Origin of the sequence: Streptomyces sp. 4N124, assembly GCF_052245395.1 — a bacterium.
Lineage (GTDB): Bacteria > Actinomycetota > Actinomycetes > Streptomycetales > Streptomycetaceae > Streptomyces.
In genome coordinates this window covers 16,898-43,431 of record NZ_JBQQBS010000044.1, presented here as the reverse complement: position 1 = coordinate 43,431, position 26,534 = coordinate 16,898, and the positions used below count along the sequence as shown (strand labels likewise).

Genomic DNA, 26,534 nt, shown 5'->3' with positions numbered 1-26,534 from the left:
GGATGGGGTCAGAGCTTCCGTGCGGTGATCAGCAGGGTGGTGGGCCAGCGGCCGTGACGCGCGTCGTGGAACTCCTGGGCCGAGGTGAGCCACAGGCCGACGCGGTAGAGATGTTTCTCCCAGCGGTCGGCGTCGAAATCCCAGCGGGCGATGGGTAGTCGGGTGCGGTCGGGCAGAATGACGTAGTCGCGGCGGGGCCGGTCGTCGGCGGCGGGGCGTAATCCACCGCGCTGGGGGTGGGGGACGGAGAACGCGAGAACGCAGCCGGGTCTGAGGTGATGGACGATGGCCGGGAGCAGAAGCTCGGGGGCTACGAGCCCGATGGCGCCGAAGACGGAGTAGATCGCGTCAAACCGCTCGTCGGAGGCTTGCAGGTAGTGCAGGGCGTGGCTCGCCACGAAGGTGAGGTTCTTCAGCCGGCCGTAGTGCGAGCGGGCTCGGCGGACCTGGAGGCCGACGACGTCAACGCCGGTTACCTGGGCGCCGTAGCGGGTAGCGAGGTGGGCGGCGTTGTGGCCGGGGCCGCAGCCGAGTTCCAGCAGTCGCTTGCGGCGCAGATCCGGGCCGAGGATTTCGGCGCCGGGCCCGGTGCCGGGCCGCGTGGTCCATTCCATCCGCGCGGGTACGGACAGTGGCTCGGCGGGGCTGGCCGTTGTGCGCTGGAGAGCGTGGACGTACCAGGGGGACGCCTGGGCAAGCACGTCAGACCTCCAGGAGGTGGAGGACATCGGTGAGGTGGCGGCGGACGGCCTTGATGTAGGCGGGGTCGGTGTCCGGGTCATTGATCCAGCGGATGGACTGCTCCATGAACCACTCGACGGCCCACATGCGGTGCCAGCCCAGAGCCCACTGCGCGGCGGGCAAGCCACCGCGTTCGGCGAGGGCGTCGGGGGTGCCGCCTTCGGTGACGTAGGTCTCCAGGAAGACCCGCAAGCGTAGGGGGTCGGGTGTGTCGAGGGTGCCGTGCCAACTGGCGAGGTCGAGCAGGCCGGGACCGGTGAAGGCGCGGGCGAAGTCCAGCAGCCGCCAGCCGTGTCGGCCGATGTGAAGGCTGGTGGGGTGGAATTCGGAGTGCACCCATCCGAACGGAGCCACCGTCGTACCGGCCGAGCGTGCTTCAGCTGCCTGCGCGGTGCGGTCGAGGGCGTCCTCGATATCGTCCGTGTCCTGCCAGCGCTCAGCTTTGCGCAGCTGGCCGAGGTGCTCCAGGGCACGGCCCGGAAGCCGGCGCAACCCCTCCTGATCGAGGACCGGCAGAGCGGCGGCGGTGCGGGCGTGGTGCAGGACGACGGCCGCGGTGGCACCATCCAGGTCGTCGGCCTCGCGGGCGGGAGCGCCGAGGTCCTCCAGTAGCATCCCGAGCCATCCGTCCACGACCGCGGAGGCGTGAACGGCAGGCACCGGGACACCAAGGGTACGTGCCAGTCGAAGGGCCTGATCCTCGCTGTCGAACGGCTTCTTGGCGTACTTGAAGATGGCGGTGGTGCCGTCAGCGAAGGTCAGACGCTCGACGCCGGACATCGACCAGACCCGCACCTCCTCGCGCACCGCGCTGGACCGGCTAGCCATGGTCAACAGGTTGTCCAGGAGATCGGCGTTGAGGTTCATGTCCACAGGTGGCTCCAGTTGCTGTTGAAGGCATCCGGGGCGGGCGAGAGGTACTTGCCCGCCCCGATACCGGGACGGTGGTGTTACGCGGCAGGGCCCACGCGGTGGGCGTAGACCTGCTCGATCCATCCGGCCTTGAAGGCCGCGAGGTCGTCGCGGAAGGTGGCCATCGAGGCACCGTAGGGCGCCACGACGCCACCGGACTGGTCCGGCACGGACTGGCAGCCGTGCACGAGCCGTCCGCCGAGAGCGGCGTGTGCCTTGATGGACTCGATACGGCGGTGCTCGTTGAACCAGCCGCCGTGGTAGACCTCGTCGAGCAGGCCACCCATCTCGTCGTCCAGGTCGAAGACCACGGAGGTGGCCGCCGGGAAGAACCAGCACGGACCGACGTTGGAGATGTGCCCGTCCAGCTCCACCTTGTTCAGCGCCATCAGCGTGGCCGCCTCGCGCAGCATCCGCAGGTGCTCGGCGGTGATCTGCGGTAGCCCGAGACCGGCTAGATGCTCGTCGCGGAACACGTACGTATACACCTCGTATGCAGTGGCGAGCACACGGGCGGCGTCCGACGTGGACTTGGCGTGGGTCTTGATGAACTCCAGCGCAAGCTGCTCGACCGCGCTCTCGCTCGTCTCCTCCATGTCCAGGAGCTCGGCCTTGACCAGCTCCCAGTCGGCGACGAGCCAGGTGCTGGACTCGAAGCGGAAGAAGTACTCGGCCGGGTCGATGGTGATGCGTTGGCCGTCGACCTGAATGCCGGGCAGGCGGCCCCAGCGCTCGTCGAATGCCTCGGGCAGTACGACCGTGATGGCCGTGGTGTCGATGGTGGTCATCGTGTCTCCGTCTTTGATCGGCCGGGTTCGGACACAGCAATGCCCGAACTCGGTGTGGGCGTACGGAACTTGGGGCGCCGTCCGGCCGAAGCGGGGAGCTTAGTCACGGTGTTGAACCGTGCCGGGCGGCTGATGTTTAGTGAACGCGCCGTCACGCACAGTGGGTACGGTGAGAGGCAGTTGAAGCGGTATACGCGGTTTACAGCCCCGGGGCGGGAGGCGAGCGTGGCAGCGTCGAGAGAGCCCAACTCCCGCCTGCGCGAGGTCATCGACGCGATCGGCTGCACGTACGAGGCCCTGGCGAAGGACATCCGGCGCATCTCCGCCGAGAACGGCGAGATCCTGCAGACCAACAAGTCGGCCGTCTCCCACTGGGTGAACGGCACCCGCCAACCCACCGGACGGACCGGCCAATACCTCGCCGAAGCCCTGTCCCGCCGGACAGGCCGCACCATCACCCAGACCGAGATCGGCCTGCGCGCACCAGACGCCGAAGGGCCGGAGCAACGGGATCCCGTCCTGGCCGCCACCGACCTGGGCCGCGCTGACGTCGAGCGCCGCCGCTTCCTCGCGGTGGCCGCCTTCACCACGGCAGGCGTCGCCATGCCGCTCACCCACGACCACGAGGCCACCGCCCGCATGCTTCGGGCCCGCACCGGCGCGTCCGTAGTCGGGACAGAAGACGTGGACGTCGTACGCCAGATCACCGCAGCTTTCAGCGCCGCCGACGAACGCCTCGGCGGCGGCCACGGCCTGACCACCGTCACCGCGTACCTCGCCGACACCGCAGCACCCATGCTCAGGGGCCGCTTCCCGAGCGAAGCCTTACGGCAGGCTGCCTTCGGCGCCGTGGCCGAACTCGCCTACCTGGCAGGCTGGAAGCACCACGACCTCGGCCAGGAAGGCGCCGCCCAGCGCTACTACCAAGTCGGCTACCAACTCGCCTGCGAAGCCGACCCCCACGGCCACGCCGCCTGGATGATGCGCGCCCTCGCCCACCAGGCCCTCAGCCTCAAACAGCCCCACCACTGCGTTGACCTCGTTGAAGGGGCCCTGACCCGCGGTCTAGGCCATGTCGATGGCCAGACTGAGGCCCTGCTCCACATCACTCACGCCCGCGCCTACGCTGCCACCGGCGAGAAGCCCGCGGCAGCCCGCGCCCTGATCGCCGCCGAGGACGCCCTTCTTCGCGACGACGGCCCTGGGCCCAGTTACTCCCGGGTCAGCGGCCCCGCCGCCGGCACCGTGGCCAGCCATACCGCCCGCACGTTGACCGACCTGGCCGACCACGTCGGCACTGAGCAACAGCACCGCGATGCCCTTATCCGCTGGGACCCCGAGAAGTACAAGCGCGTCCACGCCCTCACCTACGCCGACCTCGGCGACAGCCTCGCCGTCCAAGCGCGCGCTGACGAGGCCGTCGCCGCTTGGTCCCAGGCCCTGATCCTCATGGAAGGCATGACCTCCGACCGCACCCGCAAGGCCATCACATCGCTCCGCTCAACCCTCTCCGTCTACCAACGCCGCAAAGTGCCTGGCGCCGCCGAACTCTCCCGCCGCGCACGCGAAGCACTGGCCTAAGCTGCCTACGAATCGGCCGACGAAGGGACACCAGCCGTGGCTCAGCGGACAACCGACGACCAGCCCAAAGCCCTCAAGCCCGCCCTCGAATCCATGACCCTGCTGGTCGCCGCCGTCATCGTCCACGACCGAGCCACCAACCGCGTCGTCCTCCTCCAGCGCAGCCAGAACGCCAAGTTCGCCCAGGGCATGTGGGACCTCCCCGTCGGCAAGAGCGAACCCGGCGAGCCCATCACCGAAACCGCCGTACGCGAGCTGTACGAGGAGACTGGCCTCACTGTGAAGCCGGAGTCCCTGAAGGTCGCCCACATCATTCACGGCGCCTGGGGCGTCGAGGCGCCCAACGGCTTCCTCACCGTTGTCTTCGCTGCCCACGAATGGACTGGCGAACCCGAGAACAGGGAACCGCGGAAGCACGCCCAGGTCTGCTGGGTCGCCACCCACTCCATCCCAGAGGAGTTCGTGGATACAACCGCCAGTGCCCTCCATCGCTACCTCACCGACGGGCCCCAGGTCTCGCTCGACGGTTGGTGAGAGAGGCGGCCAACGCTTCACGCAGCAGCCGTGCAGCGTGAGACCTAATGCATTGACCCACGGAATGGGGCCCGCCCAGGTGACCGTGCCCCCTGCCTTGCGCCCCCTGTGCAGCCCTCCGTATGGGTTTCGGCACGGGCTGAGGGTCTTCCTGCCAGGAAGCCCGTGCCCACTCGACGCGCTGTCGCTCGGTCTCGTCGTGCCTGTCGGTGATGAATTCGGCTTCTTCGTCGATCTTCGTCGAGTCGGCCCACTTGTCCAGCACGAGCTGTGTCCCTCCCCCGTCCCCTCCACTTGATCGACTCGCTCACCTAGGATGGCGAGCACCATCTCAGCGGCCCGACGGGCTTCCTGATCCGCCTACCCGGCGGACCTCGAAGGACATGCCCCCACCCGCACGAGTCTTCTTCGTGCTGCCTGGGGGCTTTTTCTTGCTGTTCCGTGAGTCCGCGGCGTCCGTAGCCGCTCGCCTCCTCGAAGGATCGCTGGCGCTGCATCTGACCGAGAACTTCCGTCACCAGCACGGCCGGAGCCCCGCACAGGCGGAGGTGCGGTCCTGGGAGCGCAGCCTCCCCGCCCTCGTCAACGCGCTCATCGAGGCTGGGCTCGACGACGTGGAGGTCCTCGTCGAGTACAGCCTGCCCCTCACCAGCAAGCGCGCGGACGCCCTGCTCGCCGGTGTGCACCCGACCACCGGCCAGCCGTCGTACGTCGTCGTCGAACTCAAGCAGTGGAGCGCGGCCTACCCGGAGGAGGACGAGCCCCTGCTGTGCCGCGTCGACACGTACGCGCAGCCCGTGCTCAACCCGATCGAGCAGGTACGGGGCTACTGCGAGTATCTGCTGTCGTTCAACGGGGCGTTGGAGCGGATGCCCAACTCGCTGGCCGGCGTGGCATTTCTGCACAACGCGACCGAATTCCAGATCGCAGGGCTGAGGAGCGTCGAGGAGAACCAGTACGGCCGGATGTACACCGGGGAACAGCGCGGCGCCTTCCTAGACTTCCTGCGCTCGCGGCTCGCCGCGAAGCCTGGCGCACACGTGGCCGACGTACTGCTCGACGCCAAGGTACGGCCGTCGAAACAGCTGATGTCCGTCGCTGCAGCCGAGATCCGCGACCGCGAACAGTTCGTGCTCATCGCCGAGCAGCGGGTCGCGTACGAGAAGGTGATGTCCGCCGTCCGCAAGGCCAAGCGCGGCAACCACAAGCAGGTGATCGTGGTGACCGGCGGTCCCGGATCCGGCAAGAGCGTGATCGCGCTGTCGGTCCTGGGCGAACTGTATCGCCGCGGAGTGCCCGCGCTGCACGCGACCGGGTCGCAGTCGTTCACCAAGACGATGCGCAGGGTCGCGGGGCATAAGAAACGTGAAGTGCAGCAGCTGTTCAAGTACTTCAACAGCTTCATGGACGCCGAGCCCAACGACCTCGACGTGCTGATCTGCGACGAGGCCCACCGGCTGCGGAGAACCTCGGCCAACCGCTACACCAAGGCGGCGCTGCGTACCGGACGGCCCCAGGTGGCGGAACTGATCGACGCGGCCCGGGTCCCCGTGTTCCTGCTCGACCAGCACCAGGTAGTTCGGCCCGGCGAGATGGGGACCAGGCAGGAGATCGAACAGGCCGCCGCCGCACAGGGCCTCAACTGCACGGTGGTGGAACTGGACGGCCAGTTCCGGTGCGGCGGCAGCGACGCGTACGAGAAGTGGGTCATCGACCTGCTCGGCCTGGACGGCGGCACACCCAGCCAGTGGGAGCCCGACGGCAAGCTGCAACTACTGACCGCCGAAGCCCCGCAGGAGCTGGAGGACTTCCTCGTCGCGCGGCGGGAAGAGGGCTACGGCGCCCGCATGTCGGCCGGCTACTGCTGGAAATGGACCACGAAGATCACGCCCGACATGACAACACTCCCCGAAGACGTCGTGATCGGCCAATGGTCCCGCCCCTGGAACCTGTACGGCGACCGATCCGCGCTCGGCGCACCACCCGCACCCCTCTGGGCTACCGACCCGGCCGGATTCGGCCAGGTCGGCTGCGTCTACACGGCACAGGGCTTCGAGTACGACTGGTCGGGCGTGATCATCGGCCCCGACATGGTCTGGCGAACGGACCGTTGGCTCGTGGACCGCTCGGCTTCGAAGGACCCGTCTTTTACCAAGGCGACGCCGGACGACGACGTCGACCACCTCATCCGCAACACGTACAAGGTGCTACTGACGCGGGGAATGGTCGGCACGATCCTCTACTCGACGGACGCGGAGACCCGCGAGAAGCTGCGATCGCTCATCCATCCGGCGTCTCGGGCCGAGATGTCGGCGCTCGTGTAGTTCCGCGTGTGCGAGAGGTGGCCATCCTGTGCCAACGGGCGGTGGAGCCCGGGAGTTGCGTCGCCGCCCGCCGCGCGGGACGTCGTGCGGTGTCGATGCCGTCCTCATGAGAGCGGCGCACTTCCGAACAACGCAGCTCTACGCCCCGAACGCGAGGGGCCATCAGTTCCACCCTGGTTCAGCGGGCACACGGCAATGCACCTGCTTCCCAATCGTCGACCTCCGCACGTGCCATCCCGGCGCCAGCAGGTCGACCAGGCCCAGCCCTCGCCCGGCTTCGGCCTCCGCACTGTCGAGCGGCGTAGCCCGGCGCCTCGGCAGCGCCCCTGGGTCCGGGGCATGGACGTTCAACGCGACGCCATACGCCGTCACGTACACCTCCACCACGATCGGTACGTAATCGCCGTAGGCACGCGCCGAGTTGCCGACAAGTTCTGATAGGACGAGTTGCGCGGAGTCCACGGCTTCGTCCTCGATGCCCTGAGCCAGCAGTTCGGCGCGGGCCAATTGCCGTACGGCACACAGGTTCTGGGGCGAGGCACACACATGAGCGGCGAAGCCGTGGGGCCGGGTGCGGAAGTAGAAGCCGGAGCGCTGAGTGAAGGCGGGTCTCTCCGCTCCCCGCACGGGGCCTGGCCGGCGTCCATGCCGCGTGCACACAGGTTACGTACCGCCCCATGGTCGTCGTAAGACAAAAGCCAGCGATACTTCGTGTCCTTCAGCAGAATTGAGGCCAGGGCACTGTGTTCGTCGCTGTCAAAGGACCACTCGTACAGCCACGGGGCCTTATCTACGTACGGCGGGTCCAAGTAGATCACCACTTCGTGATCTTCAAGGAACCCGAAGCGCTCGGAGACCCTCTGGAGGGCAGTACGCCAGTCAGCCTGCCAGACATCCAGCAGACGCCCTGCCGAAGCCAACTCGGCCACACCGTTGATCCTTCGTGTTAGCCCCTCCAGGCCGAATCGGCAGTCAATCTTATACTTCGATGCTTGAGCACGCCCGCCGATGGGTCCGGCCCGACCATGGAGGATGCCCGAGAAGGTCGTGCGATTCAAAAACAGGCATTTCAGGGCACGATCCCGCCGACTACGCGGGTTGGTCGCACGCCAACGGTCCCATTCCCTCGACCGTGATCGTCAGCTCACGCATGGACGAGATCAGCCACGCCGAGTCGAAGGCGGCTGTCTTCCAGAAGGCAGCAACCAGCGGGTCGACGTCTGCCAGGATGCCGTGCTCGGCCACTCCCGCGCCGAGCAGCCTCAAGGTCGCCGTTGCTCCTCCGCAAAAGGGTTCCACCACCAGACGGGGCGGGGGAATGTTGGCGGCAATGAGACCTTCGATGACAGGCACCAGTTGGCGCTTGGCGCGCGGGTACCTGAGAGGGCTGATCACGGAGTGGCTGAAGAGTGACTGATCTCCAAGGGGCTCCGGCTTGTCCAACGCCGCCTCCGGGGGCCACGAACTGCGGCGACGCGCGACACCTCGCTTGCTGCCCATCGGATCCTCTCTGCCTGCATGCCCATGTGACGAACCAACTAGCCTTGTCGTCACGGTTACTGTAGCCGTTTTCTAGCGTTCTCCCAGGTCAGATACCTGGTTTTGCGGCCGTGAGGCGGCTGCCGAGACCGCGGGTGACAGCGCCTTCGACGAGGTCGACGCAGTTTGGGGCTGCTTGAGGCTGAGGACCTGGTAACAAAGGCGCGCATCATCCAGACGGCGTGGCCGTGTGGGTCGGCTTCGCAGGCGAGTTGGCTCCAAATGCCCACAGACACGTGCATCGGACTTCGCGAGGACGTGACGCCCGTTGAATGGGGGAGGTCACTTCGGGGGCCGCCGATCAACTGCGCCTTCCTGTAGTGGGCGCGCGTGCGCTGAACGGCCTCAAGTCCAGCGCCGCACTGCCAACCCGGCTCGCGGAGACCCCCCTTGGCGCACGGCTCGCGGATCTGGACGGTGCGACGGCTGCACTCAGAGAACCGACCAGGTTCACAGTTCTGGGACAGCGACTTGGGCCTCAATCAGCGAGAGGTCAACAGGCCGACAACGTGGACCGGCCCTGAAGATCAGGCTCGTACGTCTCGTTGCTGAAGTTCCTTGAGCACTCCCGCCACCGTCGCGTAGTCGTTGTCCACGTGGAGGACGGTGTGCCCGTGGTGGACCGCGGTCGCACACACCAACAAGTCGATCACTCCTGCCGCACGGTGCTGGCCCTGCTGAGTCAGCTTGTACTGGGCGGTATCGACCCAACGCCAGGCGTTCTTTGGAACGGGAGAGAGCAGGCAGAGTGCGTCCAACTCCTCCGCGAGCTCATCCCGGTGGGACGGGCCGGTTGCCGAGTAGAGAAATTCGGCGCGTGTCGGCTCGCAGAGGTGAAACACCCCGGCGGCGATGTGCCCCTCCCAGGGCGCCAATGCTCCAGGCGTGCGGAACAGATACCACAGGGCGGAGGTGTCGAGCAGGTATGTGATCACTCGAAGGCCTCGCGTCGGGCACGCTTGCTCGCGTCATGCGCCGCCGCGGCCTGCTCGAACTCACCACGCGCACCGCGTGCGGCCAGCTTCTCGGCCGCCTCGAGGCGCTTGATCCGGGCCACGTAGTCCCGCAGGGCCGCGTTGACCGTCTCTTTCTTCGTCGTGACACCCATCAGTCGCATGGCTTCGGCGAGCGCCTCGTCATCGAGATCAATCTGTGTGACGGACATCGAGCACCTCCAGCATCCACGATGTATGCAATCAAGATACACCGCCAACATTGGTGTATGCCATCGCCAAGCCCAGCCGCCGGAGGCTGCGAGGCAAGACCGGGCAGGCACCTGTACAGGCCGTTGCCCAGTAGACGTCAAACGGCGTGGCCCTGTCCCGAAGAGCTAACCCGCCACCCAGGACGCTGTCCCAGCGCACAACGCGTGCACGCCTACGTGGGAACTCCCGGGAACTCGCAGGTAGAAGCAGGATGTGCCCGAACGCAAATAAGGCCGCAGTCGGGACAAAAACCCAGGTCAGAGCTATGCTGGCAGACGAGTTGGGCTATACGCCGGGTTCGGTCCCGGAGGTCTCGCACTCGCGGCTGCGGACACGGGCCGGCCCAGCGTTCCGTTACGGTCGGCGGTCACCGGGTGGCGCCCTCCGGCCACAGCACCCGTACCGGTACACCCATCCGCTGGGCGTAGGCCACGACGTCCGCCGTTCCGCCGTATCCACGCGCGGGCCGACCGTCCCACACGGCCAACAGCTCATCCACCAGACCGACGAGGATTTCGGAGCCAGTCATGTGCGCGGCCGAATCGGACCGGATCAGGCCCGCCTCGTGAACGTTGACCGCGCGGGACTTCAGGGCGTCGTACGTCGGGTGATGCCACTCCGGCAGCCCCTCGCGGTACTGCGCGGCCGGAATCACCACCTCCAGGTATCCCCCGTGCTTGAGCACGGCTTCGGCAAACCAGGCGTCGGGACCGTCCGCGATGCACGAGACGGCCGTCAAACTGTCGGCTTCGTAGGCGCCTACAGCCTCATCCAGCATCGCTCGCACCCGTCGCTCCACATCTTCTGTGAGCCCTCGATGACCGGTGATCCCCACCCGCATCCCGTGCTCCCTCCCAACAGGTAGACGCCGTATAGGCGTTCGTCGAAGTCCCGCACCACCTTGGGCGGCGCAATTGTGGCGTACAGCGCACTGCGCGCGCCCGCTCCGCGATGCGCCTCGACCGATACCGAATTCCGGCGTCGAGTGCCCGTCGATGGAAACCAGCCGCTCACGAGATGCCTTCCGCATACCGCCCCCTGAAGTACGAACGCCGGCCGGTGCCGCGCCCCGGGCTACTGCCAAACCCGTACCAGGTCTTCAGGTCCCCAGTGGGCCGCAAGGGGAAGATCCCCGGTGACGCCGCTGCGGGACACTGCGACCAGCGGGGTGTCCGGGCCGGCGCCGGGTACGGCCAGCACGTCCCGGACGAGAGTGTCGTATTCACGTCTGCCGAAAGGCTGGGACTCCAGCCACTTGATGGAGCCGACGAAGTGCACCGCGCCGGCCACGGTTTCGCGATCCGCGCCGATCAGGTCGACCTCGGGGTTGTTCTGCCGGTTTCACCAGCCGCCGACCGCCTCTGTGTCAGGCCAGTGCTCGTCGGGCAGCAGCCGGAGGAGTGACTCTCGAACGACTGGCTCGACGGCGCGTCCCCGCCAGGTCGTCCATGAGCGCTCGATGCGCTCCAGGGCCAGATCGCCGCGACTGCGTTCGATGAGCGGGATCCCACGCTGCAGGAAGGCCAGCCAGAACCGCAGGTATGGATCGGCGATGCGGTAGCGCTTGTTCTTGGTGTCGGCCTTCCCGGACAGTGGCAGGTCGGCCGCCAGGACCCGCTTGGTCTGCAGGGTGTTCAGCAACGGAGACAGCGTGCCCGACGGCAACGCTCCCGTCCCGCCGGCCTGGGCGGCGATGGCGGCGAAGGTCCGCTCGCCGCTGCCCACCGCCTCCAGCACCGCCCGCGAAAGCGAGGCATCGGGAAACTCCCCGAGGAGCGACAGCTCACCCGCGACCAGCACGGAAACGTAGATTGCATCTTACGTAGATGGAATCTACGTAAGATGCCAGAAGACTTCCTCGAGATAGAAAATGGCGCCACCCCCGAGGCCATAAGGCCAGGTCAGAGCCGAAAAGGCAGACGAGTCGGGCTGTACGCCGGGTTCTGTGCCCCCGGGACCTCGCGGTCGTCGGGGCGACGGCCATCCATCTAGGACCGGCGTTGCCGCCGGCCTCGTGCGGTCTACCCGCGGACTCGGGCGGGCAGCCCTCGAACGTCCGCGCAGAGTCGCCCTTCTTTCGAAGGGGCGGCTCCTCTTGACCTTGCTCCGGGTGGGGTTTACCTAGCCGCCTGAGTCGCCTCAGGCGCTGGTGGTCTCTTACACCACCGTTTCACCCTTACCGAGGACCGAGGTCCCCGGCGGTTTGCTTTCTGTGGCACTGTCCCGCGGGTCACCCCGGGTGGCCGTTAGCCACCACCCTGCCCTGTGGAGCCCGGACGTTCCTCGGGGAGGTCCATAGGGACCTCCACGCGGCCGTCCGCCCGGCTCGTCTGCCGTGTCGACCATGCTACCGGGCCTGGGTCCTTCCTCGATCCCTTCCGCGGTCCCCTCCTCGATCCCGCCGCCGACGTCGCCAGCACCGAGCCCGCCAGGATCAGGGTGAAGGCCGCGACGATGCCTGCCGTCAGCGGCTCGTCCAGGAAGATCGCGCCCGCTGCCACCGCGACCGCCGGGTTGACGTACGTGAAGACCGTCGCCCTGGTCGGGCCCACCTCCTTGATCAGCTCCAGGAAGGCCACGAAGGCGACCGCGGTGCACACGGCACCCAGGGCGGCCAGTGCGGATAGGACCGAGGCCGAGGGCATCTCGGACGGCCTGGTCACCGCCGCCGCGGGCGCGTAGACCAGGGCCGCGAGGGCCAGGCAAGGGGCGATGAGCTGGAGGGTCGGGATGTCCTTCAGGTAGCGCGCGGCGATCAGAGGGGCGGTCGCGTAGCCGATCACCGTTACCAGCACCTCGGCGAGGGAGCGGGCGTCGCCGCCGGTCAGGTGCGGGACCGTGAGGACTCCGACGCCGGCCAAGCCCAGTGCCAGGCCCGTCGCACGCCGTATCCCCAGCCTCTCCGTGTCGCCGAAGAAGCGGGCCAGGGCCACTCCCACTATCGGGACTCCGGCGATCAGCAGGCCCGCCGTGGAGCTGGACAGGTGGCGTTCGGCGTCGGTCAGGGTCCACCAGGGGCCGATGATCTCGATGCACGCGAAGGCCAGCATCGGGCGCCAGTGCGTCCTTATCGTGCCGGGCAGGCCGCCCTGGCGTATCGCGAAGGGCAGGAGCAGGGCAGCGCCTAGCGCGCAGCGCGTGAACACCACCATCGACGGGGACAGCGGAGCGTCAACCGCTACCTTGATCAGCAGGTAGGGGATGCCCCAGACCACTCCCATCAGGGAGAACAAGAACCAGCCGCGTGCAGTCATGCGGCCATGATCACGGGATCAGCGACGCCCGTCTTGAACGCTGTTGCGGTACGCCGCCGGCGTCACTCCCAGCACCCGGCGGAACCAGCGGGTGAGGTGTGCCTGGTCGGCGAAGCCCACCATCCCCGCGACCTCGGCCGGCCGCAGTCCGGAGTCCAGCAGTCCGCGGGCCCGGCCGACCCGGTGCTGGGCCAGCCAGGCGTACGGCGGTATCCCCATCGTCGTACGGAAGGCCCGGAGGAGTTGGTAGCGGGACAGCCCCAGGTCGGCGGCGAGCTCGGAGAGGGAGGGTGGCTGCAGGAGTTCGTCGGCGAGCCGGTCGCGTACGACGTGGGCGATGTGCGCGGCGCCGGGCACGACGTCGTTCGCTGCTCGGGCCGTCGAGTGGCGGCGGGCCAGCGCCGTGAGCAGCCACGGGAGGCGGGACTCGGCCTCCAACGGGTCGGGGCACGCGCTGAGTTCGGTGTGGGCGCGGCAGAGGGCGGTGGCGAGTTCGGGGTCGTCGAGGAGGGGCTCGCGGAAGTGCGGGAGGCTTCCCACGATGCCGTCGCCCAGCAGAGCAGGCTCGGGGTACAGGGCGCGGTAGGCGTAGCCGTCGGAGGCGGCGGGGCGGCCGGTGTGCATCTCGCCAGGGGCGAGTACGACGATGGAGCCCGGGCCGGGGCGGAGGTGGTCGCCCCGGTAGTCGATGACCTCGGAGCCGCCGACGCAGATGCCGATGCTGAACTCCTCGTGCGTGTGCGAGGCGTAGACGTGCCGGTCGAAGCGGGCGGTCAGCAGATCGAGCGGTGGGCCGCACCGGCCGAGCCGGGCCCTGGTCCAGCGGGCCTGTTCCCGTGTACTCACCCTGCACCCCCTCAGCCCGAGGGGATCAGATGAAGTCCGTCGTGTCCAGTTCGAAGGCGAAGGGCTCGGGGAGGGTGAGCGGTTTACCGAAGGGGCGGGTGCAGTGCTCTCGGTAGTCGTCCTGCCTCGGGTCGCTGAACAGCGTGACCTGGGAGGTTTCGCGGTCGGCCAGCAGATAGAGCGGGATGCCACCGCGGGCGTAGCAGCGGCGTTTGGCCTCGCGGTCGGTCTGCGGTTTGGTGGAAGTCACCTCCAGCACCATGGCGACGCCCTCGCAAGGCATCCAGGAGTCAGCGCCCCCGAAGAGGTCGGATTCGACTGGCGCGAACGTGACGTCCGGGATCGCATGGTTCTTCGGGCAGGCTCCCCCGCTCTTCAGTCTCAGGCCCTTGTTCCCGGAGAGATCCATGTCGGTCCGAGAGTGCTTGATTACCTGCCGCACGATCCGGCTGATGTACTTCTCGTGCTCCCCGTCCGGCGGCGGCGTCACAACGATCTCCCCCTCGATCAGTTCAGCCCGGAAGCCTTCCGGGGTGTCGAGGGACATAAAGATCTCCAGCAGTCCCTCAGCCGGCGTGGTGGGCTCATGAGCCACGGCAGTCATGTCACGCCCCTCCTTCGGTCGCTCGCCAGACTGGGACATCGGCTGATCACCTGTACGTGAGATCGGGATCCGTTCCCTCGATCGTGGCACACGATCACGACCGGCGTCAGGCACCACGGGCCCGCGCTTGACCCTGCCGCAACGTCAACGTCTCTACTGATCCCATGCGGATCGGAGAACTCGCCACAGCCGTCGGCGTCACCACGCGCACCGTGCGGCACTACCACCACCTCGGCCTGCTGCCGGAGCCCGCGCGGCTGTCGAACGGCTACCGGAACTACACCCTGCGCCACGCCGTCGTACTCGCCCGTATCCGGCGGCTGACCGAGCTGGGGCTCGGACTCACGGAGGTACGGGACGTCCTCGCGGACGACGCCGGCCGCGATCTCGCGGAGGTGCTCACCGAGCTGGACGAGGACCTGGCCCGGCAGGAAGCAGCCATCCGGGAGCGGCGGGCACGGCTCCGTGCCCTCCTCGACTCCGAGGAGGAGCTGCCCGCCGAAGGGCCCGTCTCGCCCGAACTCGCCACGCTGTTCGCCGAGATGGCCCACCCCGACGAATCTCCCATGGCCGCCAAGGACCGCGAGATGCTCGCGCTCATCGAGACCACGGCCCACCCGGAGGAACGGGAGCGGCTGATGGGTCTGCTCGGCAGCGCCCTGGCCACACCCGGCGGTGTCGAACAGGCCCTCGCGGTCTATGCCCTCCTCGACGCCCTGGCCGACGCCCCCACCGATGACCCCCGCGTGGACGAGGCCGCCCGCGCCCTCGCCGACTGCATCCCCCGCGAGCTGGTCCCTGACGACGTCGACATCGACCACGACGACAGCTTCCTGCGCGCCTTCTACGCCGACTTCGCCCCCGCGCAGGCCGAGGCGATCCGGCGCGCGCTGCGGATCGTGACCGGGGAAACCGGGGAAGAGGCGGGGCGGTCATGAGGATGACCACGCGGATCGCTCACGCCCTCCTCCGGCACGAGCTGCGGCTGCTCGTCAGCCTGGTGCTGTGGATCACCAGGCGGCGGCACGGGACGGGCGGCGGCGGGCAGGCCTTCGGCTACGCGCGCGGGCAGGGCGCGATGATGTTCGGGTTCGCCTTCGTGTGCGTGATCGAGACGCTCACGATGTCCGTCCTGCTCCGTCACTGGCCGACCGTCGAGCGGATCGTGCTCGTCCTGGATGTGTACGGCGTCGTCATCATCGTCGGCCTGCACGCCGCCTCGGTCGCACGGCCCCACGTGCTCAACGACGGCTCACTCCGCGTCCGTTACGCCGCCCACGTCGATCTGCGCATCCCCGTCACCCACATAGCCTCCATACGACGGGAGTTGCGGACCACGCACCAGCGCACCGACGGTGAACTCGACATCCCCGTGGGCTCGCAGACCGATGTCACGCTCGAACTCACCGAGCCCGTCACCCACTTCACCTTCTTCGGGCGGCAACGGAGGATCCAACTCGTCCGGCTGCACGCCGACGACGCCGACCGCCTCGTACGAGCAACCAAGGAAGCGATCACGCAGGCGCGAAACGCACCCTCGCCGCAACCGGATCCGCTTGGGTGAGCCGGACGCGGAGGCGTTCGCCGAGGGGCAGGGGCTCGGCGTCGCTCTCGATGGGGGCTACGACCGCCGGGGAGTCCAACTGGACCTTCCCCACCGTCGGACGGCGTTCCTCCACGTCCACCACGCACCCGTCGAAGACCTCCCCCACCCGGTCCTTGAGCAGCGCCGCCTCCACGATGTCCACGCAGGCGCGCTCCACCTGGCCCGCCCTACGCGTGCCGTCGGCCATCTCCTTGGGAAGGGTGTCGAGGGCGGCGAGTACCCAGTCGGGAACAGCATCTCCGGAAACCGTCGCCAGGCAGATCTCGGTGGCGTAGCGGTCGGCGAGGCGGCGGAGGGGGGCCGTGCAGTGGGCGTAAGGCGCTGCTACGGCGGAGTGCGTCGTGATGTCCGGCAGGAGCCCGTTCCGGAAGACCGTGTAGCCCGCGCCGCGCAGCAAGGTCGTGCACTCCAGCAGGAACGCCGCGTGGTGCGGGCGGTGCGGGTCGAGGGAGCGGATCAGGGCCGCGTACGAGACGTGGTGCGGCCAGTCGATGTGCAGGGCGTGTGCGGTACGGCGTAGGCGGCCGACCGCGCCGTCGGGGGCGGCGGGCAGGGTGAGGAGTACGCCGGTGCCGGCGCTCAGCATCAGATCCGCGGCCGCCATCCCCGTCAGCAGGGAGATCTGGGCGTTCCAGCCGTCGGCGGGGAGGGGGGCGCGGTAGTTCAGCTCGTAGGTGTGGTCGTGCTCGACGATCTCCTGCTCGGGCACGTTGAGCGAGATGCCGCCGCGTTCGATCTCCAGGCGTTCCCTCGCCTCCCCGATCTCCTTGAGCAGCGCGAGCGGTTCCTCGGCCGCACCGGAGTCGATCTGCCGCTGTACGCCCGCGTAGTCCAGCTTCGCGCGGCTGCGGACCAGGGCCCGGCGGACGTCGACGGCGAGCGTGCGGCCGTCCGCGTCGAGGTCGATGGTCCACAGGGCTGCCGGGCGGGGCTGGTCCGGGAGCAGGCTTGCCGCTCCCTCGCTCAGCAGCACCGGGTGCAGGGGGATCTTCCCGTCCGGGAAGTACAGGGTGGTCACCCGGCGGTGGGTCTCCAGGTCCAGTGGTGACCCGGGTACGACGAAGGCGGCGACGTCGGCGATGGCGTACCGGACGCGGTAGCCGGTGCCCTGGCGGGAGAGGTGCATCGCCTGGTCCAGGTCGGTGGAGGTGGGTGGGTCGATGGTGAAGAGGGGGATGTCGGTGGCGTCGTGCTCCGGCACGGCGGGGGTGGCCGGGACGGCTTCGGGCGGGAAGCTCTCGGAGACGCCTAGTTCGGTACGCAGCGCGGTGAGGGCGGCCCGGAGGGGGGCTTCGGGGGCGCCGGTCACGCGGATGTGGCGGCGGGGCATACCCATGAGCCTAGGCACAATTCGGCCCGTACGCCGGTGCGGAGCCCGGCCGAAGTACGCCGTACGCCGTTGCGGAGCCCTACCGAAGTACGCCCTACGCCGTTGCGGAGCCCCGCCGAAGTACGCCGTACGCTGTCGCGAAGCCCGAAACAGAAGGAGAACCCGTGCTCGTCCTGCTGCCGCCTTCCGAAGGCAAGGCCTCGTCCGGCCGTGGCGCCCCGCTCAAGCTGGAGTCGCTGTCGCTGCCCGGGCTGACGCAGGCCCGCGAGGCCGTCCTCGGCGAACTCGTCGAGCTGTGCGCGGGCGACGAGGAGAAGGCGCGCGAGGTGCTCGGGCTGAGTGAGGGGCTGCGGGGCGAGGTCGCCAAGAACACGGAGTTGCGGTCGGCGGGGGCGCGGTCCGCCGGGGAGATCTATACCGGTGTGTTGTACGACGCTCTGGACCTGGCCTCCCTCGATACGGCGGCGAAGCGGCGGGCGGGGCGCTCTCTGCTGGTCTTCTCGGGGTTGTGGGGTGCCGTGCGGGTGACGGACCGGATTCCCTCGTACCGCTGCTCGATGGGTGTGAAGCTGCCGGGGCTCGGGGCGCTGGGCGCGCATTGGCGGGCGCCGATGGCCGACGTTCTGCCCGAGGCCGCCGGGGGCGGGCTGGTGCTGGATCTGCGGTCCTCCGCGTATGCCGCCGCCTGGAAGCCGAAGGGTGAGGTGGCCGGGCGGACGGCGACCGTGCGGGTGCTGCATGCGCCTACGCGGAAGGTGGTCAGCCACTTCAACAAGGCGACCAAGGGGCGGATCGTACGGAGTCTGCTGGCGGGCGGGGTGGCGCCGAAGGGGCCGGCTGAGCTGGTGGAGGCCCTGCGGGACCTCGGGTATGTGGTGGAGGCGGAGCCGCCGGTGAAGGCGGGGACGGCGTGGGCGCTGGATGTGCTGGTGGACGAGATCCACTGAGCATCGATCTTGATCGTTGCAATATGCGCAACGCTCTTTGCGCATGATGCACGCCACCGGCACGATACTCAGCATGAGCGCCTCCCTCCTTGATCTCGCCCCCGTCATCCCCGTGGTCGTCGTACAGGACGCCGCCGACGCCGTTCCGCTCGCTCGGGCGCTGGTCGCGGGTGGGCTGCCCGCGATCGAGGTGACGCTGCGGACGCCGGTCGCGCTGGACGCGATCCGGGCGATCGCCGGGGAGGTGCCGGACGCGGTGGTCGGGGCCGGCACGGTCATCACGCCGGAGCAGGTGAACGAGTCCGTATCCGCCGGGGCGCGGTTTCTGGTGAGCCCGGGCTGGACGGACGTACTGCTGGAGGCGATGCGGGCGTCCGGGGTGCCGTTCCTGCCGGGGGTGTCGACGACGTCGGAGGTCGTGGCGCTGCTGGAGCGGGGCGTGACGGAGATGAAGTTCTTCCCGGCGCAGGCGGCGGGCGGTACGGCCTATCTGAAGTCGCTCGCCGGGCCCTTGCCTCAGGCGCGGTTCTGCCCGACCGGCGGGATCGGGCTCGCGTCGGCTCCCGAGTATCTGGCGCTGCCCAACGTCGGCTGTGTGGGCGGGACTTGGATGCTGCCGGAGGATGCGGTGGCCGCGCGGGACTGGGGGCGGATCGAGTCGCTGGCCCGCGAGGCGGCGGCGCTCAGCGCAGGTGCGACGTGTCGTTGAGGAGCCGTACGCTCGCGTTGCCGTCCGCGTAGTACGCCACCGCCGACAGTGAGGCCGCCGAGAGTTCCATGCGGAACAGGGACTCGGGCGGGGCGCCGAGGGCGAGTCGTACGAGCGTCTTGATCGGTGTGACGTGGGTGACCAGCAGCACCGTGTGGCCCGCGTACGCCGCCACCAGCTTGTCCCTCGTGGCCGCGATCCGCGTCGCCGTCGCCGCGAAGCTCTCGCCGCCGCCGGTCGGTTCGGCGTCCGGGGAGGCGAGCCAGGCGTTCAGGTCGTCGGGGTAACGCTCCTGCACCTCGGCGAAGGTGAGGCCCTCCCAGGCGCCGAAGTCCGTCTCGATCAGCCCGTCCTCGATGCCGACGTCCAGGCCCAGACGGGCGGCGACGATCCCGGCGGTCTCGCGGGTACGGGCGAGGGGGGACGCGAGGATGGTCTGGATCGTCCCGCGCCGGGCGAGAGCGGCCGCCACGCGTTCGGCCTGCTCCCTGCCGACGTCGGACAACGACGGGTCGGTACCGCCACGCCCCGAGAAACGCTTCTGCGGCGTCAGGGGCGTTTCGCCGTGCCTCAGCAGTACGAACGTGGCGGGCGCACCGAGGTCGGCGCCGCCCCACCCGACAGCCGGCGTCGCCACGTTCCGCGCGGCGCGGACGTCGGCGTCATCCTTCGCAGCTCCGCCGCCCGGCCCCTCGGCATCAGCCTTCGCCGCTCCGCGGCGCAGGGAACTGGCAGAACTACCGGTGTCCATCGCCTCGTTCGCCAACCGGTCCGCCCGTCTGTTCAGCTCCCGCGGAATCCATTCGTACGTCACCTGCCCCACCCCGAACACCGCCGCCGCCTTCGCGGCCAGCGGCTTCATGTCAGGGTGCTTGATCTTCCAGCGGCCCGACATCTGCTCGACGACGAGCTTGGAGTCCATCCGGACGTGGACCGTGGCGGCCGGGTCGAGGGCGTGGGCGGCGCGCAGGCCCGCCAGCAGCCCCCGGTACTCGGCGACGTTGTTCGTCGCGATGCCGAGGTACTCGGACGCCTCCGCCAGCGTCTCCCCCGTCGCCGCGTCGGTCACCACGGCTCCGTAGCCCGCGGGCCCCGGGTTGCCCCGTGACCCGCCGTCGGCCTCGACGATGAACTCCCGCACCGGAAAGGCTCCTAGAGGCCCGACTCGGACGTACGCACCAGAATGCGCCGGCAGTTCTCGCACCGCACCACGGTGTCCGGCGCGGCGGCGCGGATCTCGTTGATGTCGGTGATGGACAGCTCCTGGCGGCAGCCCTGGCAGGTGCGCTGGTAGAGCTTGGCCGCGCCGACGCCGCCCTGCTGCTCGCGCAGCTTCTCGTAGAGCTTCAGCAGATCGGCGGGGACGGACCCGGCGATGACCTCGCGCTCCTTGGTCGCCGAGGCGATATCGCCGTCCAGCGACTCGAACGCGGCGTCCCGGCGGGTCGTCGCGTCGTCGATCTTCGACTGGACGGAGGAGACCCGCTCGGTCAGCTCGCCGACCCGCTCCTGTGCGGATTCGCGGCGCTCCATGACCTCCAGGACGATGTCCTCGAGGTCGCCCTGCCGCTTGGCGAGGGAGGCGATCTCGCGCTGGAGGTTCTCCAGGTCCTTGGGTGAGGTGACGGCGCCGGAGTCGAGGCGCTGCTGGTCGCGGCCGGCGCGCTGGCGCACCTGGTCGACGTCCTGCTCGGCCTTGATCTGCTCGCGGGCGCAGTCGCTCTCCTCGGTCTGCGAGGCCACGAGCAGGTCGCGCAGCTGGGTGAGGTCCTTGGTCAGCGACTCGATCTCGGCGTGCTCGGGGAGCGACTTCCGCTTGTGGGCGAGCTGCTGGAGGCGGACGTCGAGGTCCTGGACGTCGAGGAGTCGGATCTGGTCGGCGGGCGCGGCGTTCAGTTGGGGGCTCCAATTGACGGGGAGTGGATGGTCCACGGGTCGGTGACCGTCTTGGACACATGGACGCGCAGGTCCCAGCCATTCCGGTCGGAGATCTCGTCGAGCTGGGCTGCTGCCAGCTCGCACCAGGGCCACTCGGTGGCCCAGTGCGCTGCGTCGAGCAGCGCGAGAGGACTGTGGGCGCGAGCCTCCATAAATTCTGCCGCCGGGTGGTGGCGGAGGTCCGCGGTGAGGAAGGCGTCGACACCGGACGCGCGTACGTCGTCGAAGAGGCCGTCGCCGGAGCCGCCGCTGACCGCGATCGTCCGTACGACCGCCTCGGGGTCGCCGGCGACGCGGATGCCCTGCGCGGTGGCGGGCAGGCGTTCGGCGGCCCGCACAGCGAACTCGCGCAGGGGCAGCGGGTGGTCCAGCTCGCAGATCCGGCCCAGGCCCCGACGCCCGGACGGGTCGGAGGGGTCCGGCACCAGCGGTCGTACGACCCGCAGGTCCAGCGCCCCGGCGAGGGCATCGCTCACACCCGGGTCGGCGGTGTCGGCGTTGGTGTGGGCGACGTGCAGCGCGATGTCGTTCTTGATGAGGGTGTGCACCACGCGGCCCTTGAAGTGGGACGCCGCGACCGTCGTCGTACCGCGCAGGTAGAGCGGGTGGTGGGTGACCAGCAGGTCGGCGTCCAGCTTCACCGCCTCGTCGACGATCTCCTGGACCGGGTCGACGGCGAAGAGGACCCTTGCGACCTCCTGGCCGGGGTCGCCCACGACGGTGCCGACCGCGTCCCAGGACTCGGCCCGCTCGGCGGGCCACAGGTTCTCCAGCGCGGCGATGACTTCAGACAGACGGGGCACGGACTAAAGGCTACCTGGAGGTTCTGTGCCGCTGAACCTGCGCCGGGGCCCCACCATCGGGCGCCGCCCCGCCCAGCACATCCGCCCCCGTTTCCTCAGGCGAATCGAATCGTGGCCATCCTTATGTGTGAAGCGGGTGCCCGGCGGTCCCCCGTCTGTGCGTGCGAAAACTAGCTTCGTCGCCGGAGGTGATCGACCGATGACGGCCTGTGCGATCGAACCCACCGCGGAGAACGAGGACGACCCGACCCCGCCGCCGGGGTGCGCGATCACCGTGGACGGCTGCTACGCCGCACGCCTCGCCGCGGACGGCGACTCCCTGTTCCCGGAGCGCTGGACCCTGGACGGCCCCGAGCCGTACGCCGTGCCGCTGCCCGGCAACCAGCCCGAGGAGCCCGGCACCGAGGTGCAGCCGATGAGCGACGGCCGGGTCCTGATCCGGCGCCTCACGGACGGACGCCATGTCTTCGCGCTGCTCTACCCGACCGGGCCCGGCACCGGTGAGCTGCCGCTGGGCGCGGTCGAGTGCCCGGACCCCGGCTCCCGGCTGCGGCTGCTGCCACCCGCGCCGGGCGGCGACAAGGCGTACGCCCTCGCCGTGGGCCGGCGCTCCAGCGCGGTGTGGCTGGTGGCGGGCGGCGCCTTCGGGCCCGAGCAGCTCGCCGAGATCCCCGGACGCTGCTCGGGCGGGGTGTGGCTGGACCGTACGGAGCGGATACTGGCCCTCGACCGGGAGGTCGGCGGGCGGACCAAGACCGTCGTCGTCGACCTCGATCGCGGCGGCGAGGTGTCGCCGCTGCTGCAGATCGCCGCGGACAGCGACGACCGGCTCCTGCTCGCCGACCCCGACAGCGGACTGCTGCTGATCAGCTCCGACGCGCCCTCACCGGGGCAGGCCCGGCTGGGCTGGGGAGTGCTCGGCAGCACCCTTCCGGTGCGGTTCCCGGAGAGCCTGCGGGTCGCGGACTGCACGGTCACGCCGTTCGCCGTCCAGCCGGGGCAGATGCTGATGCCGGAGAGCTGTGCGGTGGCGCTCCGCGTCGACGGTCCGGTGAGCAGCTGGCTGGGTCTGTGGCGGCCGAGCGAGCGTCGGGTACGTCATCTTCCGGGGCCCGAGGGGTGGTTGGCGGGGGCGGGGGTGTTCACGCGGGACGGCGTGCTGCAACTGCCGTATTCGTCGGGGGTGGTGGCGTGTGGGGTGGCTCGGGTGGAGGCGGGGGCGGGACCGGAGGCGGAGGCTGAAGCGGTGCCTGAACCCGTGCCGGGACCGGGAGTTGAGCCGGAGGACAACGCTCCGCCGGAGCCCGTCACCCCGCGTCCCGTGCCCTTGCAGGAGGCCCCTCTGCACGATCGTATGGCGACCAGGTAACGAAGTAGTGGCGGTTGGCGTGTGCGGCTGGATTCGGTGCGTGGTGTGCTGGTTACACTCGCCCGGCTGTAAGAAGGATCATGTTGACGGGGTGAATTTCTTCCGATGAGTGACGCCACTACGACCCAGCAGCCCGCCCAGACCCAGGAGTCCGCCGGTCGCGGCAAGCACCGGGGTCCGGTCTCGTCCCACGAGGGTGAGGCGGCCCCGCGCGGTCGTCATCGCAAGCCGGTGGAGCAGCAGACCGAGACGGCTGCCTGACGGTAGGTCGATCGGCCCCGCTCGTCCAGTGGACGGGCGGGGCCGTTGTCGTACAACGGGTGCTACTGGCGCTTGAGACCGAGCACTTCCGCCGCCGCGAAGGTCTCGCCCTTCGTGTCCGCGTAGTGCTGCGTGAGTACGGCGTCCAGCTCGTCGTACGTGAAGGTCTCCTGCTTGCTGTCGAACTGGGCCTGGACACGCGGCCGTTCGACGATCGCGACCATGCCGCCGTGGACGACGAGCAGCTGGCCGTTGACGCGGGCGGCGGCCGGGGAGGCCAGGTAGCCGACGAGGGGGGCGACGTGTTCGGGGGCGAGGGGGTCGAGACCGCCGTCGGACACGTCAGGGAAGACGTCCTCCGTCATCCGGGTGCGGGCGCGCGGGCAGATCGCGTTGGCCGTCACGCCGTACTTGGCCAGGGCGAGGGCCGTGGAGGTGGTGAGGCCGACGATTCCGCCTTTCGCGGCCGCGTAGTTGGGCTGTCCTGCGGAGCCGGCGAGGAAGGCCTCGGAGGAGGTGTTCACGATCCGCCCGTACACCGGCGCGCCCGCCGCCTTGGAGCGCTCGCGCCAGTGCGCGGAGGCGAAGCGGATGGTGTTGAAGTGGCCCTTGAGGTGGACCCGCATCACCGAGTCCCACTCGTCCTCGGTCATGGAGAAGACCATACGGTCGCGCAGGATGCCCGCGTTGTTGACGAGGATGTCCAGCTTGCCGAACTCGGCGACGGCCAAGTCGACCAGCGCACCGGCCTGTTGGAAGTCGGCGACGTCCCCTGTGTGGACGATGGCTTTGCCGCCCGCCGCGCGGATCTCGGCGGCGACCTCCTCGGCGGGCCCGGCGGAGGCAGTGCCCGAGCCGTCCCGGCCGGGTTGCCCGTAGTCGTTGACGACGACGGCGGCGCCGAGCCGGGCCAGCTCCAGCGCCTCGGCCCGGCCCAGGCCGCGTCCGGCGCCGGTGACGATCGCGGACAGGCCCTCCAGTGGCAGCGACACGAACACTCCCGTCAGATCTCGATGCAGGTACGCAGTGCCGTGCCCGTCCGCATCTGGTCCAGGGCCTCGTTGATGTCGGCGAAGGGGACGCGGTGCGTGATCAGTCCCTCCAGGTCGATCCGGCCGGCCCGCCAGAGGGAGATCGTCCGCTCGTAGGAGCGCAGGACGTCGCCGCCGCCGTACATGGACGGCAGGATGCGCTTCTCGTCGAAGAACAGCTCGAACATGTTGAGCTGGAGGAAGTCGTCCATGGCGCCCGCGCCGACGACGACGAGGGTGCCGCCGCGACGGGTGTTCTCGTAGGCGGTGCGCGCGGTGGCGGCCTTGCCGACGACCTCGAAGACGTAGTCGAAGCCCTCGCCGGCGGTGACGTTCTGCTTGGCGTCGGGCAGTTCGTCCGGCGAAACGGCCTTCGTGGCGCCGAACTTGAGCGCGGACTCGCGGCGCGAGGCGACCGGGTCCACGGCGACGATCTCGGCGGCGCCCTTGAGGCGTGCGCCCTGGATGGCGGAGATGCCGACGCCGCCGCAGCCGATGACCGCGACCGACGAACCCGCCTCCACGTCGGCGGTGTTGAGCGCCGCTCCGAGCCCGGTGGTGACCCCGCAGCCGATCAGCGCCGCGATGTCGAAGGGCACGTCGTCGGGGATCGGCACCGCGCAGCCCGCGTCGACCACGACCTCCTCGGTGAAGGTTCCGGTGCCCGCGAAGCCGAACACGTCGCCGCCGGGGCGCTTGAAGTTGGGGGTGCCCGCGTTCATGAACCCGGCCAGGCACAGCTCGGTCTGCCCGCGCTTGCATGCGGGGCAGGCGCCGCAGGCGGGCAGCCAGCAGACGACGACCCGGTCCCCGGGCTTCACATTCCTTACGCCCTCCCCGACTTCGAGGATCTCCCCGGCACCTTCGTGCCCGGGCACGAAGGGCGCGGGCTGGGGCAGTACGCCGTTCATCGCGGACAGGTCCGAGTGGCACAGCCCCGTGGCCCGCACCCGGACCCTGACCCGTCCGGGGCCGAAGCCCACCGCCTCGACGTCGTCGAGGACATCGAGTTTGTCCTGGCCGATCTCGTGCAGTACGGCTGCGCGCATGGTGCGGCTCCCCTCGGAAGGCTGTTGGCTCACGAGTGCTGGACGATGGTGTCGGCGAGGACGGACGCGTCGTCCCGCTCGACCGCGCTCACGGCGACCCGGACGGCCTCTGCCCCCTGGCGCCACATACGGATGCGCAAGGTCTCGCCCGGGTAGACGACCCCGGCGAACCGTGTGTCATACGACCGCACGCGTGCGGTGTCGCCGCCGAGCAGTGTGTCGACGACCGCCTTGAGCGTCATGCCGTAGGTGCACAGGCCGTGCAGGATGGGCCGCTCGAACCCGGCGACCTTGGCGAACTCCGGGTCGGCGTGCAGCGGGTTCCAGTCGCCGGAGAGGCGGTAGAGGAGGGCCTGGTCCTCGCGGATCGGCCGCTCGACGACCTTGTCCGGCTCACCGGCGGGCGGTTCGAGGCGCGCGGACGGACCGCGGTCGCCGCCCCACCCGCCTTCTCCCCGTACGAAGATCTGCGCGTCGTTGGTCCACAACGGGCCCTCGGCGTCGGTGACTTCGGTGCGCATGACGAGGACGGCGGCCTTGCCCTTGTCGTAGACGGCGGCGATCCGGCCGGTGGCGGTGGCGGTGCCCTTGACCGGGATCGGGCGGTGGAGGGTCAGGGACTGGCCGCCGTGCAGGACACGGGCCAGGTCGACCTCGACGCCGGGCATGGACAGGCTGCTGATCACGCCGGGCGAGCCGCTGCCCGCGACGGTGGCGAAGCTCGGCAGGACATGCAGCCGGGATTCCAGGGTGTAGCGCAGTTCGTCGGGGTCGGTGGCGGGGTTCTCCTTGTCAGGATTGGCGCCGGCGCCCACCCCCAGGTGGTACAGCTGCACATCCTTGTGGTCCCAGGCGATCTCGCCGGAACGGGGTTCGGCGGCGAGCGCCTTGGCTGCGTCGATGGGCATAGGGCTCAGGACTCCTGACGACTCTCCCGGGCAGAGAACCTCGGCGCGGCCGTCCGCACCGTCGGCCGCACCGAGGTCGTTCACTGGCCGACCTAGAACGCGTTCCAGTCCGGCGCCCTCTGTATAGCCCAGGGCTCCGAAGTTGTGAAGACTCCTGACAGGGTGTCAGACGCGTGGGGGGCCAGCTGAGCTGATTGGGGCCCGTGACATTTGTCCCGTCGGAGTCCGTACAAGCGCATCTGCCCTGCCGGTGTC

28 protein-coding genes, 1 other RNA gene and 2 pseudogenes are annotated in these 26,534 nt (G+C 69.4%); 9 read left to right on the top strand and 22 right to left on the bottom strand.

The genetic code is table 11. The annotated features are described in order from the left end of the window. Positions 1 to 8 precede the first annotated feature (8 nt). From ACTWQO_RS34050 to ACTWQO_RS34040, 3 genes are all read right to left on the bottom strand, one after another. Positions 9 to 701, bottom strand: coding sequence for a class I SAM-dependent methyltransferase (locus ACTWQO_RS34050; protein ID WP_443241228.1), 693 nt, complete (start codon positions 699 to 701; stop codon positions 9 to 11). Position 702: 1 nt separating this feature from the next. Further along, entirely contained in the window at positions 703 to 1,608 is a 906-nt protein-coding gene (locus tag ACTWQO_RS34045) for a phosphotransferase family protein (RefSeq protein ID WP_443241273.1), read from the bottom strand. Between the two features lie 83 nt (positions 1,609 to 1,691). After that, entirely contained in the window at positions 1,692 to 2,441 is a 750-nt protein-coding gene (locus ACTWQO_RS34040; RefSeq protein ID WP_443241227.1) for a hypothetical protein, read from the bottom strand. A 225-nt stretch (positions 2,442 to 2,666) separates the two neighbouring features. Between ACTWQO_RS34040 and ACTWQO_RS34035 the strand changes: the two genes are divergently transcribed. From ACTWQO_RS34035 to ACTWQO_RS34025, 3 genes are all read left to right on the top strand, one after another. Continuing rightward, positions 2,667 to 4,022: a tetratricopeptide repeat protein gene (locus ACTWQO_RS34035; protein WP_443241226.1), complete on the top strand. Its 1,356-nt coding sequence runs from the start codon at positions 2,667 to 2,669 to the stop codon at positions 4,020 to 4,022. A gap of 36 nt (positions 4,023 to 4,058) precedes the next feature. After that, complete coding sequence (locus tag ACTWQO_RS34030; protein WP_443241225.1) at positions 4,059 to 4,556, top strand: NUDIX domain-containing protein; 498 nt, start codon at positions 4,059 to 4,061, stop codon at positions 4,554 to 4,556. Between the two features lie 431 nt (positions 4,557 to 4,987). Then, positions 4,988 to 6,880 carry a DNA/RNA helicase domain-containing protein gene (locus tag ACTWQO_RS34025; protein WP_443241224.1) on the top strand — a complete coding sequence of 631 codons (1,893 nt, stop codon included), beginning with the start codon at positions 4,988 to 4,990 and terminating at the stop codon, positions 6,878 to 6,880. A gap of 162 nt (positions 6,881 to 7,042) precedes the next feature. Here the strand turns inward: ACTWQO_RS34025 and ACTWQO_RS34020 are convergent, their stop codons facing one another. The 12 genes and pseudogenes from ACTWQO_RS34020 to ACTWQO_RS33965 form a co-directional block, all read right to left on the bottom strand. After that, complete coding sequence (locus ACTWQO_RS34020; protein WP_443241223.1) at positions 7,043 to 7,507, bottom strand: ATP-binding protein; 465 nt, start codon at positions 7,505 to 7,507, stop codon at positions 7,043 to 7,045. Between the two features lie 462 nt (positions 7,508 to 7,969). After that, positions 7,970 to 8,146, bottom strand: coding sequence for a hypothetical protein (locus ACTWQO_RS34015; protein ID WP_443241222.1), 177 nt, complete (start codon positions 8,144 to 8,146; stop codon positions 7,970 to 7,972). Between the two features lie 355 nt (positions 8,147 to 8,501). Next, a pseudogene (locus tag ACTWQO_RS34010) lies at positions 8,502 to 8,634 on the bottom strand (tat (twin-arginine translocation) pathway signal sequence domain-containing protein); the annotation flags it as partial. 312 nt (positions 8,635 to 8,946) lie between these two features. Next, on the bottom strand, positions 8,947 to 9,354 hold the full coding sequence (locus ACTWQO_RS34005; protein WP_443241221.1) for a PIN domain nuclease: 408 nt from the start codon (positions 9,352 to 9,354) through the stop codon (positions 8,947 to 8,949). After that, complete coding sequence (locus ACTWQO_RS34000; protein ID WP_443241220.1) at positions 9,351 to 9,584, bottom strand: type II toxin-antitoxin system VapB family antitoxin; 234 nt, start codon at positions 9,582 to 9,584, stop codon at positions 9,351 to 9,353. Before ACTWQO_RS34000 ends, ACTWQO_RS34005 begins: the two co-directional genes overlap by 4 nt. 407 nt (positions 9,585 to 9,991) lie before the next feature. Continuing rightward, the gene (locus ACTWQO_RS33995) at positions 9,992 to 10,465 is read right to left on the bottom strand and encodes a hypothetical protein (protein ID WP_443241219.1); all 474 of its coding nucleotides are present in this window, start codon (positions 10,463 to 10,465) and stop codon (positions 9,992 to 9,994) included. Positions 10,466 to 10,698: 233 nt separating this feature from the next. Further along, on the bottom strand, positions 10,699 to 10,914 hold the full coding sequence (locus ACTWQO_RS33990) for a hypothetical protein (RefSeq protein ID WP_443241218.1): 216 nt from the start codon (positions 10,912 to 10,914) through the stop codon (positions 10,699 to 10,701). Between the two features lie 51 nt (positions 10,915 to 10,965). Next, positions 10,966 to 11,424 (bottom strand): hypothetical protein, encoded by a 459-nt coding sequence (locus tag ACTWQO_RS33985; protein ID WP_443241217.1) that lies wholly within the window; start codon positions 11,422 to 11,424, stop codon positions 10,966 to 10,968. Positions 11,425 to 11,540: 116 nt separating this feature from the next. Continuing rightward, an RNA gene (gene rnpB, locus ACTWQO_RS33980) (RNase P RNA component class A) lies at positions 11,541 to 11,953 on the bottom strand. 142 nt (positions 11,954 to 12,095) lie between these two features. Further along, positions 12,096 to 12,878, bottom strand: a pseudogene (locus ACTWQO_RS33975) (DMT family transporter); the annotation flags it as partial. A gap of 18 nt (positions 12,879 to 12,896) precedes the next feature. Continuing rightward, positions 12,897 to 13,724, bottom strand: coding sequence for an AraC family transcriptional regulator (locus tag ACTWQO_RS33970; protein ID WP_443241216.1), 828 nt, complete (start codon positions 13,722 to 13,724; stop codon positions 12,897 to 12,899). Between the two features lie 25 nt (positions 13,725 to 13,749). Further along, the gene (locus tag ACTWQO_RS33965) at positions 13,750 to 14,328 is read right to left on the bottom strand and encodes a Uma2 family endonuclease (protein WP_443241215.1); all 579 of its coding nucleotides are present in this window, start codon (positions 14,326 to 14,328) and stop codon (positions 13,750 to 13,752) included. 164 nt (positions 14,329 to 14,492) lie between these two features. Between ACTWQO_RS33965 and ACTWQO_RS33960 the strand changes: the two genes are divergently transcribed. Both ACTWQO_RS33960 and ACTWQO_RS33955 read left to right on the top strand, forming a co-directional pair. Then, complete coding sequence (locus tag ACTWQO_RS33960; protein WP_443241214.1) at positions 14,493 to 15,266, top strand: MerR family transcriptional regulator; 774 nt, start codon at positions 14,493 to 14,495, stop codon at positions 15,264 to 15,266. Next, the gene (locus ACTWQO_RS33955) at positions 15,263 to 15,892 is read left to right on the top strand and encodes a hypothetical protein (protein ID WP_443241213.1); all 630 of its coding nucleotides are present in this window, start codon (positions 15,263 to 15,265) and stop codon (positions 15,890 to 15,892) included. The genes ACTWQO_RS33960 and ACTWQO_RS33955 overlap by 4 nt, the downstream gene beginning before the upstream one ends. On the opposite strand, the gene ACTWQO_RS33950 is transcribed toward ACTWQO_RS33955, so the two are convergent. Further along, positions 15,843 to 17,264 carry an RNB domain-containing ribonuclease gene (locus ACTWQO_RS33950; RefSeq protein ID WP_443241212.1) on the bottom strand — a complete coding sequence of 474 codons (1,422 nt, stop codon included), beginning with the start codon at positions 17,262 to 17,264 and terminating at the stop codon, positions 15,843 to 15,845. The genes ACTWQO_RS33955 and ACTWQO_RS33950 overlap by 50 nt on opposite strands. A 164-nt stretch (positions 17,265 to 17,428) precedes the next feature. Between ACTWQO_RS33950 and yaaA the strand changes: the two genes are divergently transcribed. Together yaaA and ACTWQO_RS33940 are read left to right on the top strand one after the other, a co-directional pair. After that, on the top strand, positions 17,429 to 18,211 hold the full coding sequence (gene yaaA / locus ACTWQO_RS33945) for a peroxide stress protein YaaA (RefSeq protein WP_443241211.1): 783 nt from the start codon (positions 17,429 to 17,431) through the stop codon (positions 18,209 to 18,211). 73 nt (positions 18,212 to 18,284) lie between these two features. Further along, positions 18,285 to 18,920, top strand: coding sequence for a bifunctional 4-hydroxy-2-oxoglutarate aldolase/2-dehydro-3-deoxy-phosphogluconate aldolase (locus ACTWQO_RS33940; protein ID WP_443241210.1), 636 nt, complete (start codon positions 18,285 to 18,287; stop codon positions 18,918 to 18,920). Here ACTWQO_RS33940 and ACTWQO_RS33935 read toward each other — a convergent pair. The 3 genes from ACTWQO_RS33935 to ACTWQO_RS33925 are packed head-to-tail and all read right to left on the bottom strand — an operon-like array spanning position 18,895 to position 21,661. After that, complete coding sequence (locus ACTWQO_RS33935) at positions 18,895 to 20,061, bottom strand: bifunctional RNase H/acid phosphatase (protein WP_443241209.1); 1,167 nt, start codon at positions 20,059 to 20,061, stop codon at positions 18,895 to 18,897. The two genes, ACTWQO_RS33940 and ACTWQO_RS33935, sit on opposite strands and share 26 nt — an antisense overlap. 11 nt (positions 20,062 to 20,072) lie before the next feature. Then, positions 20,073 to 20,816: a zinc ribbon domain-containing protein gene (locus ACTWQO_RS33930; protein ID WP_443241272.1), complete on the bottom strand. Its 744-nt coding sequence runs from the start codon at positions 20,814 to 20,816 to the stop codon at positions 20,073 to 20,075. Continuing rightward, the gene (locus tag ACTWQO_RS33925; protein WP_443241208.1) at positions 20,813 to 21,661 is read right to left on the bottom strand and encodes a Nif3-like dinuclear metal center hexameric protein; all 849 of its coding nucleotides are present in this window, start codon (positions 21,659 to 21,661) and stop codon (positions 20,813 to 20,815) included. The genes ACTWQO_RS33930 and ACTWQO_RS33925 overlap by 4 nt, the downstream gene beginning before the upstream one ends. A gap of 199 nt (positions 21,662 to 21,860) precedes the next feature. Here ACTWQO_RS33925 and ACTWQO_RS33920 point away from each other — a divergent pair, with 199 nt between their 5' ends. Together ACTWQO_RS33920 and ACTWQO_RS33915 are read left to right on the top strand one after the other, a co-directional pair. After that, a complete protein-coding gene (locus tag ACTWQO_RS33920; RefSeq protein WP_443241207.1) occupies positions 21,861 to 23,030 on the top strand; it encodes a hypothetical protein in 1,170 nt (389 codons plus the stop codon). Between the two features lie 105 nt (positions 23,031 to 23,135). Beyond that, positions 23,136 to 23,291, top strand: coding sequence for a hypothetical protein (locus tag ACTWQO_RS33915; protein ID WP_301979588.1), 156 nt, complete (start codon positions 23,136 to 23,138; stop codon positions 23,289 to 23,291). Between the two features lie 62 nt (positions 23,292 to 23,353). Here ACTWQO_RS33915 and ACTWQO_RS33910 read toward each other — a convergent pair whose 3' ends face one another. The 3 genes from ACTWQO_RS33910 to ACTWQO_RS33900 are packed head-to-tail and all read right to left on the bottom strand — an operon-like array spanning position 23,354 to position 26,279. Continuing rightward, positions 23,354 to 24,283, bottom strand: coding sequence for a 3-oxoacyl-ACP reductase (locus ACTWQO_RS33910; protein WP_443241206.1), 930 nt, complete (start codon positions 24,281 to 24,283; stop codon positions 23,354 to 23,356). An 11-nt stretch (positions 24,284 to 24,294) separates the two neighbouring features. After that, complete coding sequence (locus tag ACTWQO_RS33905) at positions 24,295 to 25,371, bottom strand: Zn-dependent alcohol dehydrogenase (protein WP_443241205.1); 1,077 nt, start codon at positions 25,369 to 25,371, stop codon at positions 24,295 to 24,297. Between the two features lie 29 nt (positions 25,372 to 25,400). Beyond that, positions 25,401 to 26,279 (bottom strand): MaoC/PaaZ C-terminal domain-containing protein, encoded by an 879-nt coding sequence (locus ACTWQO_RS33900; RefSeq protein WP_443241204.1) that lies wholly within the window; start codon positions 26,277 to 26,279, stop codon positions 25,401 to 25,403. Positions 26,280 to 26,534 lie beyond the last annotated feature (255 nt).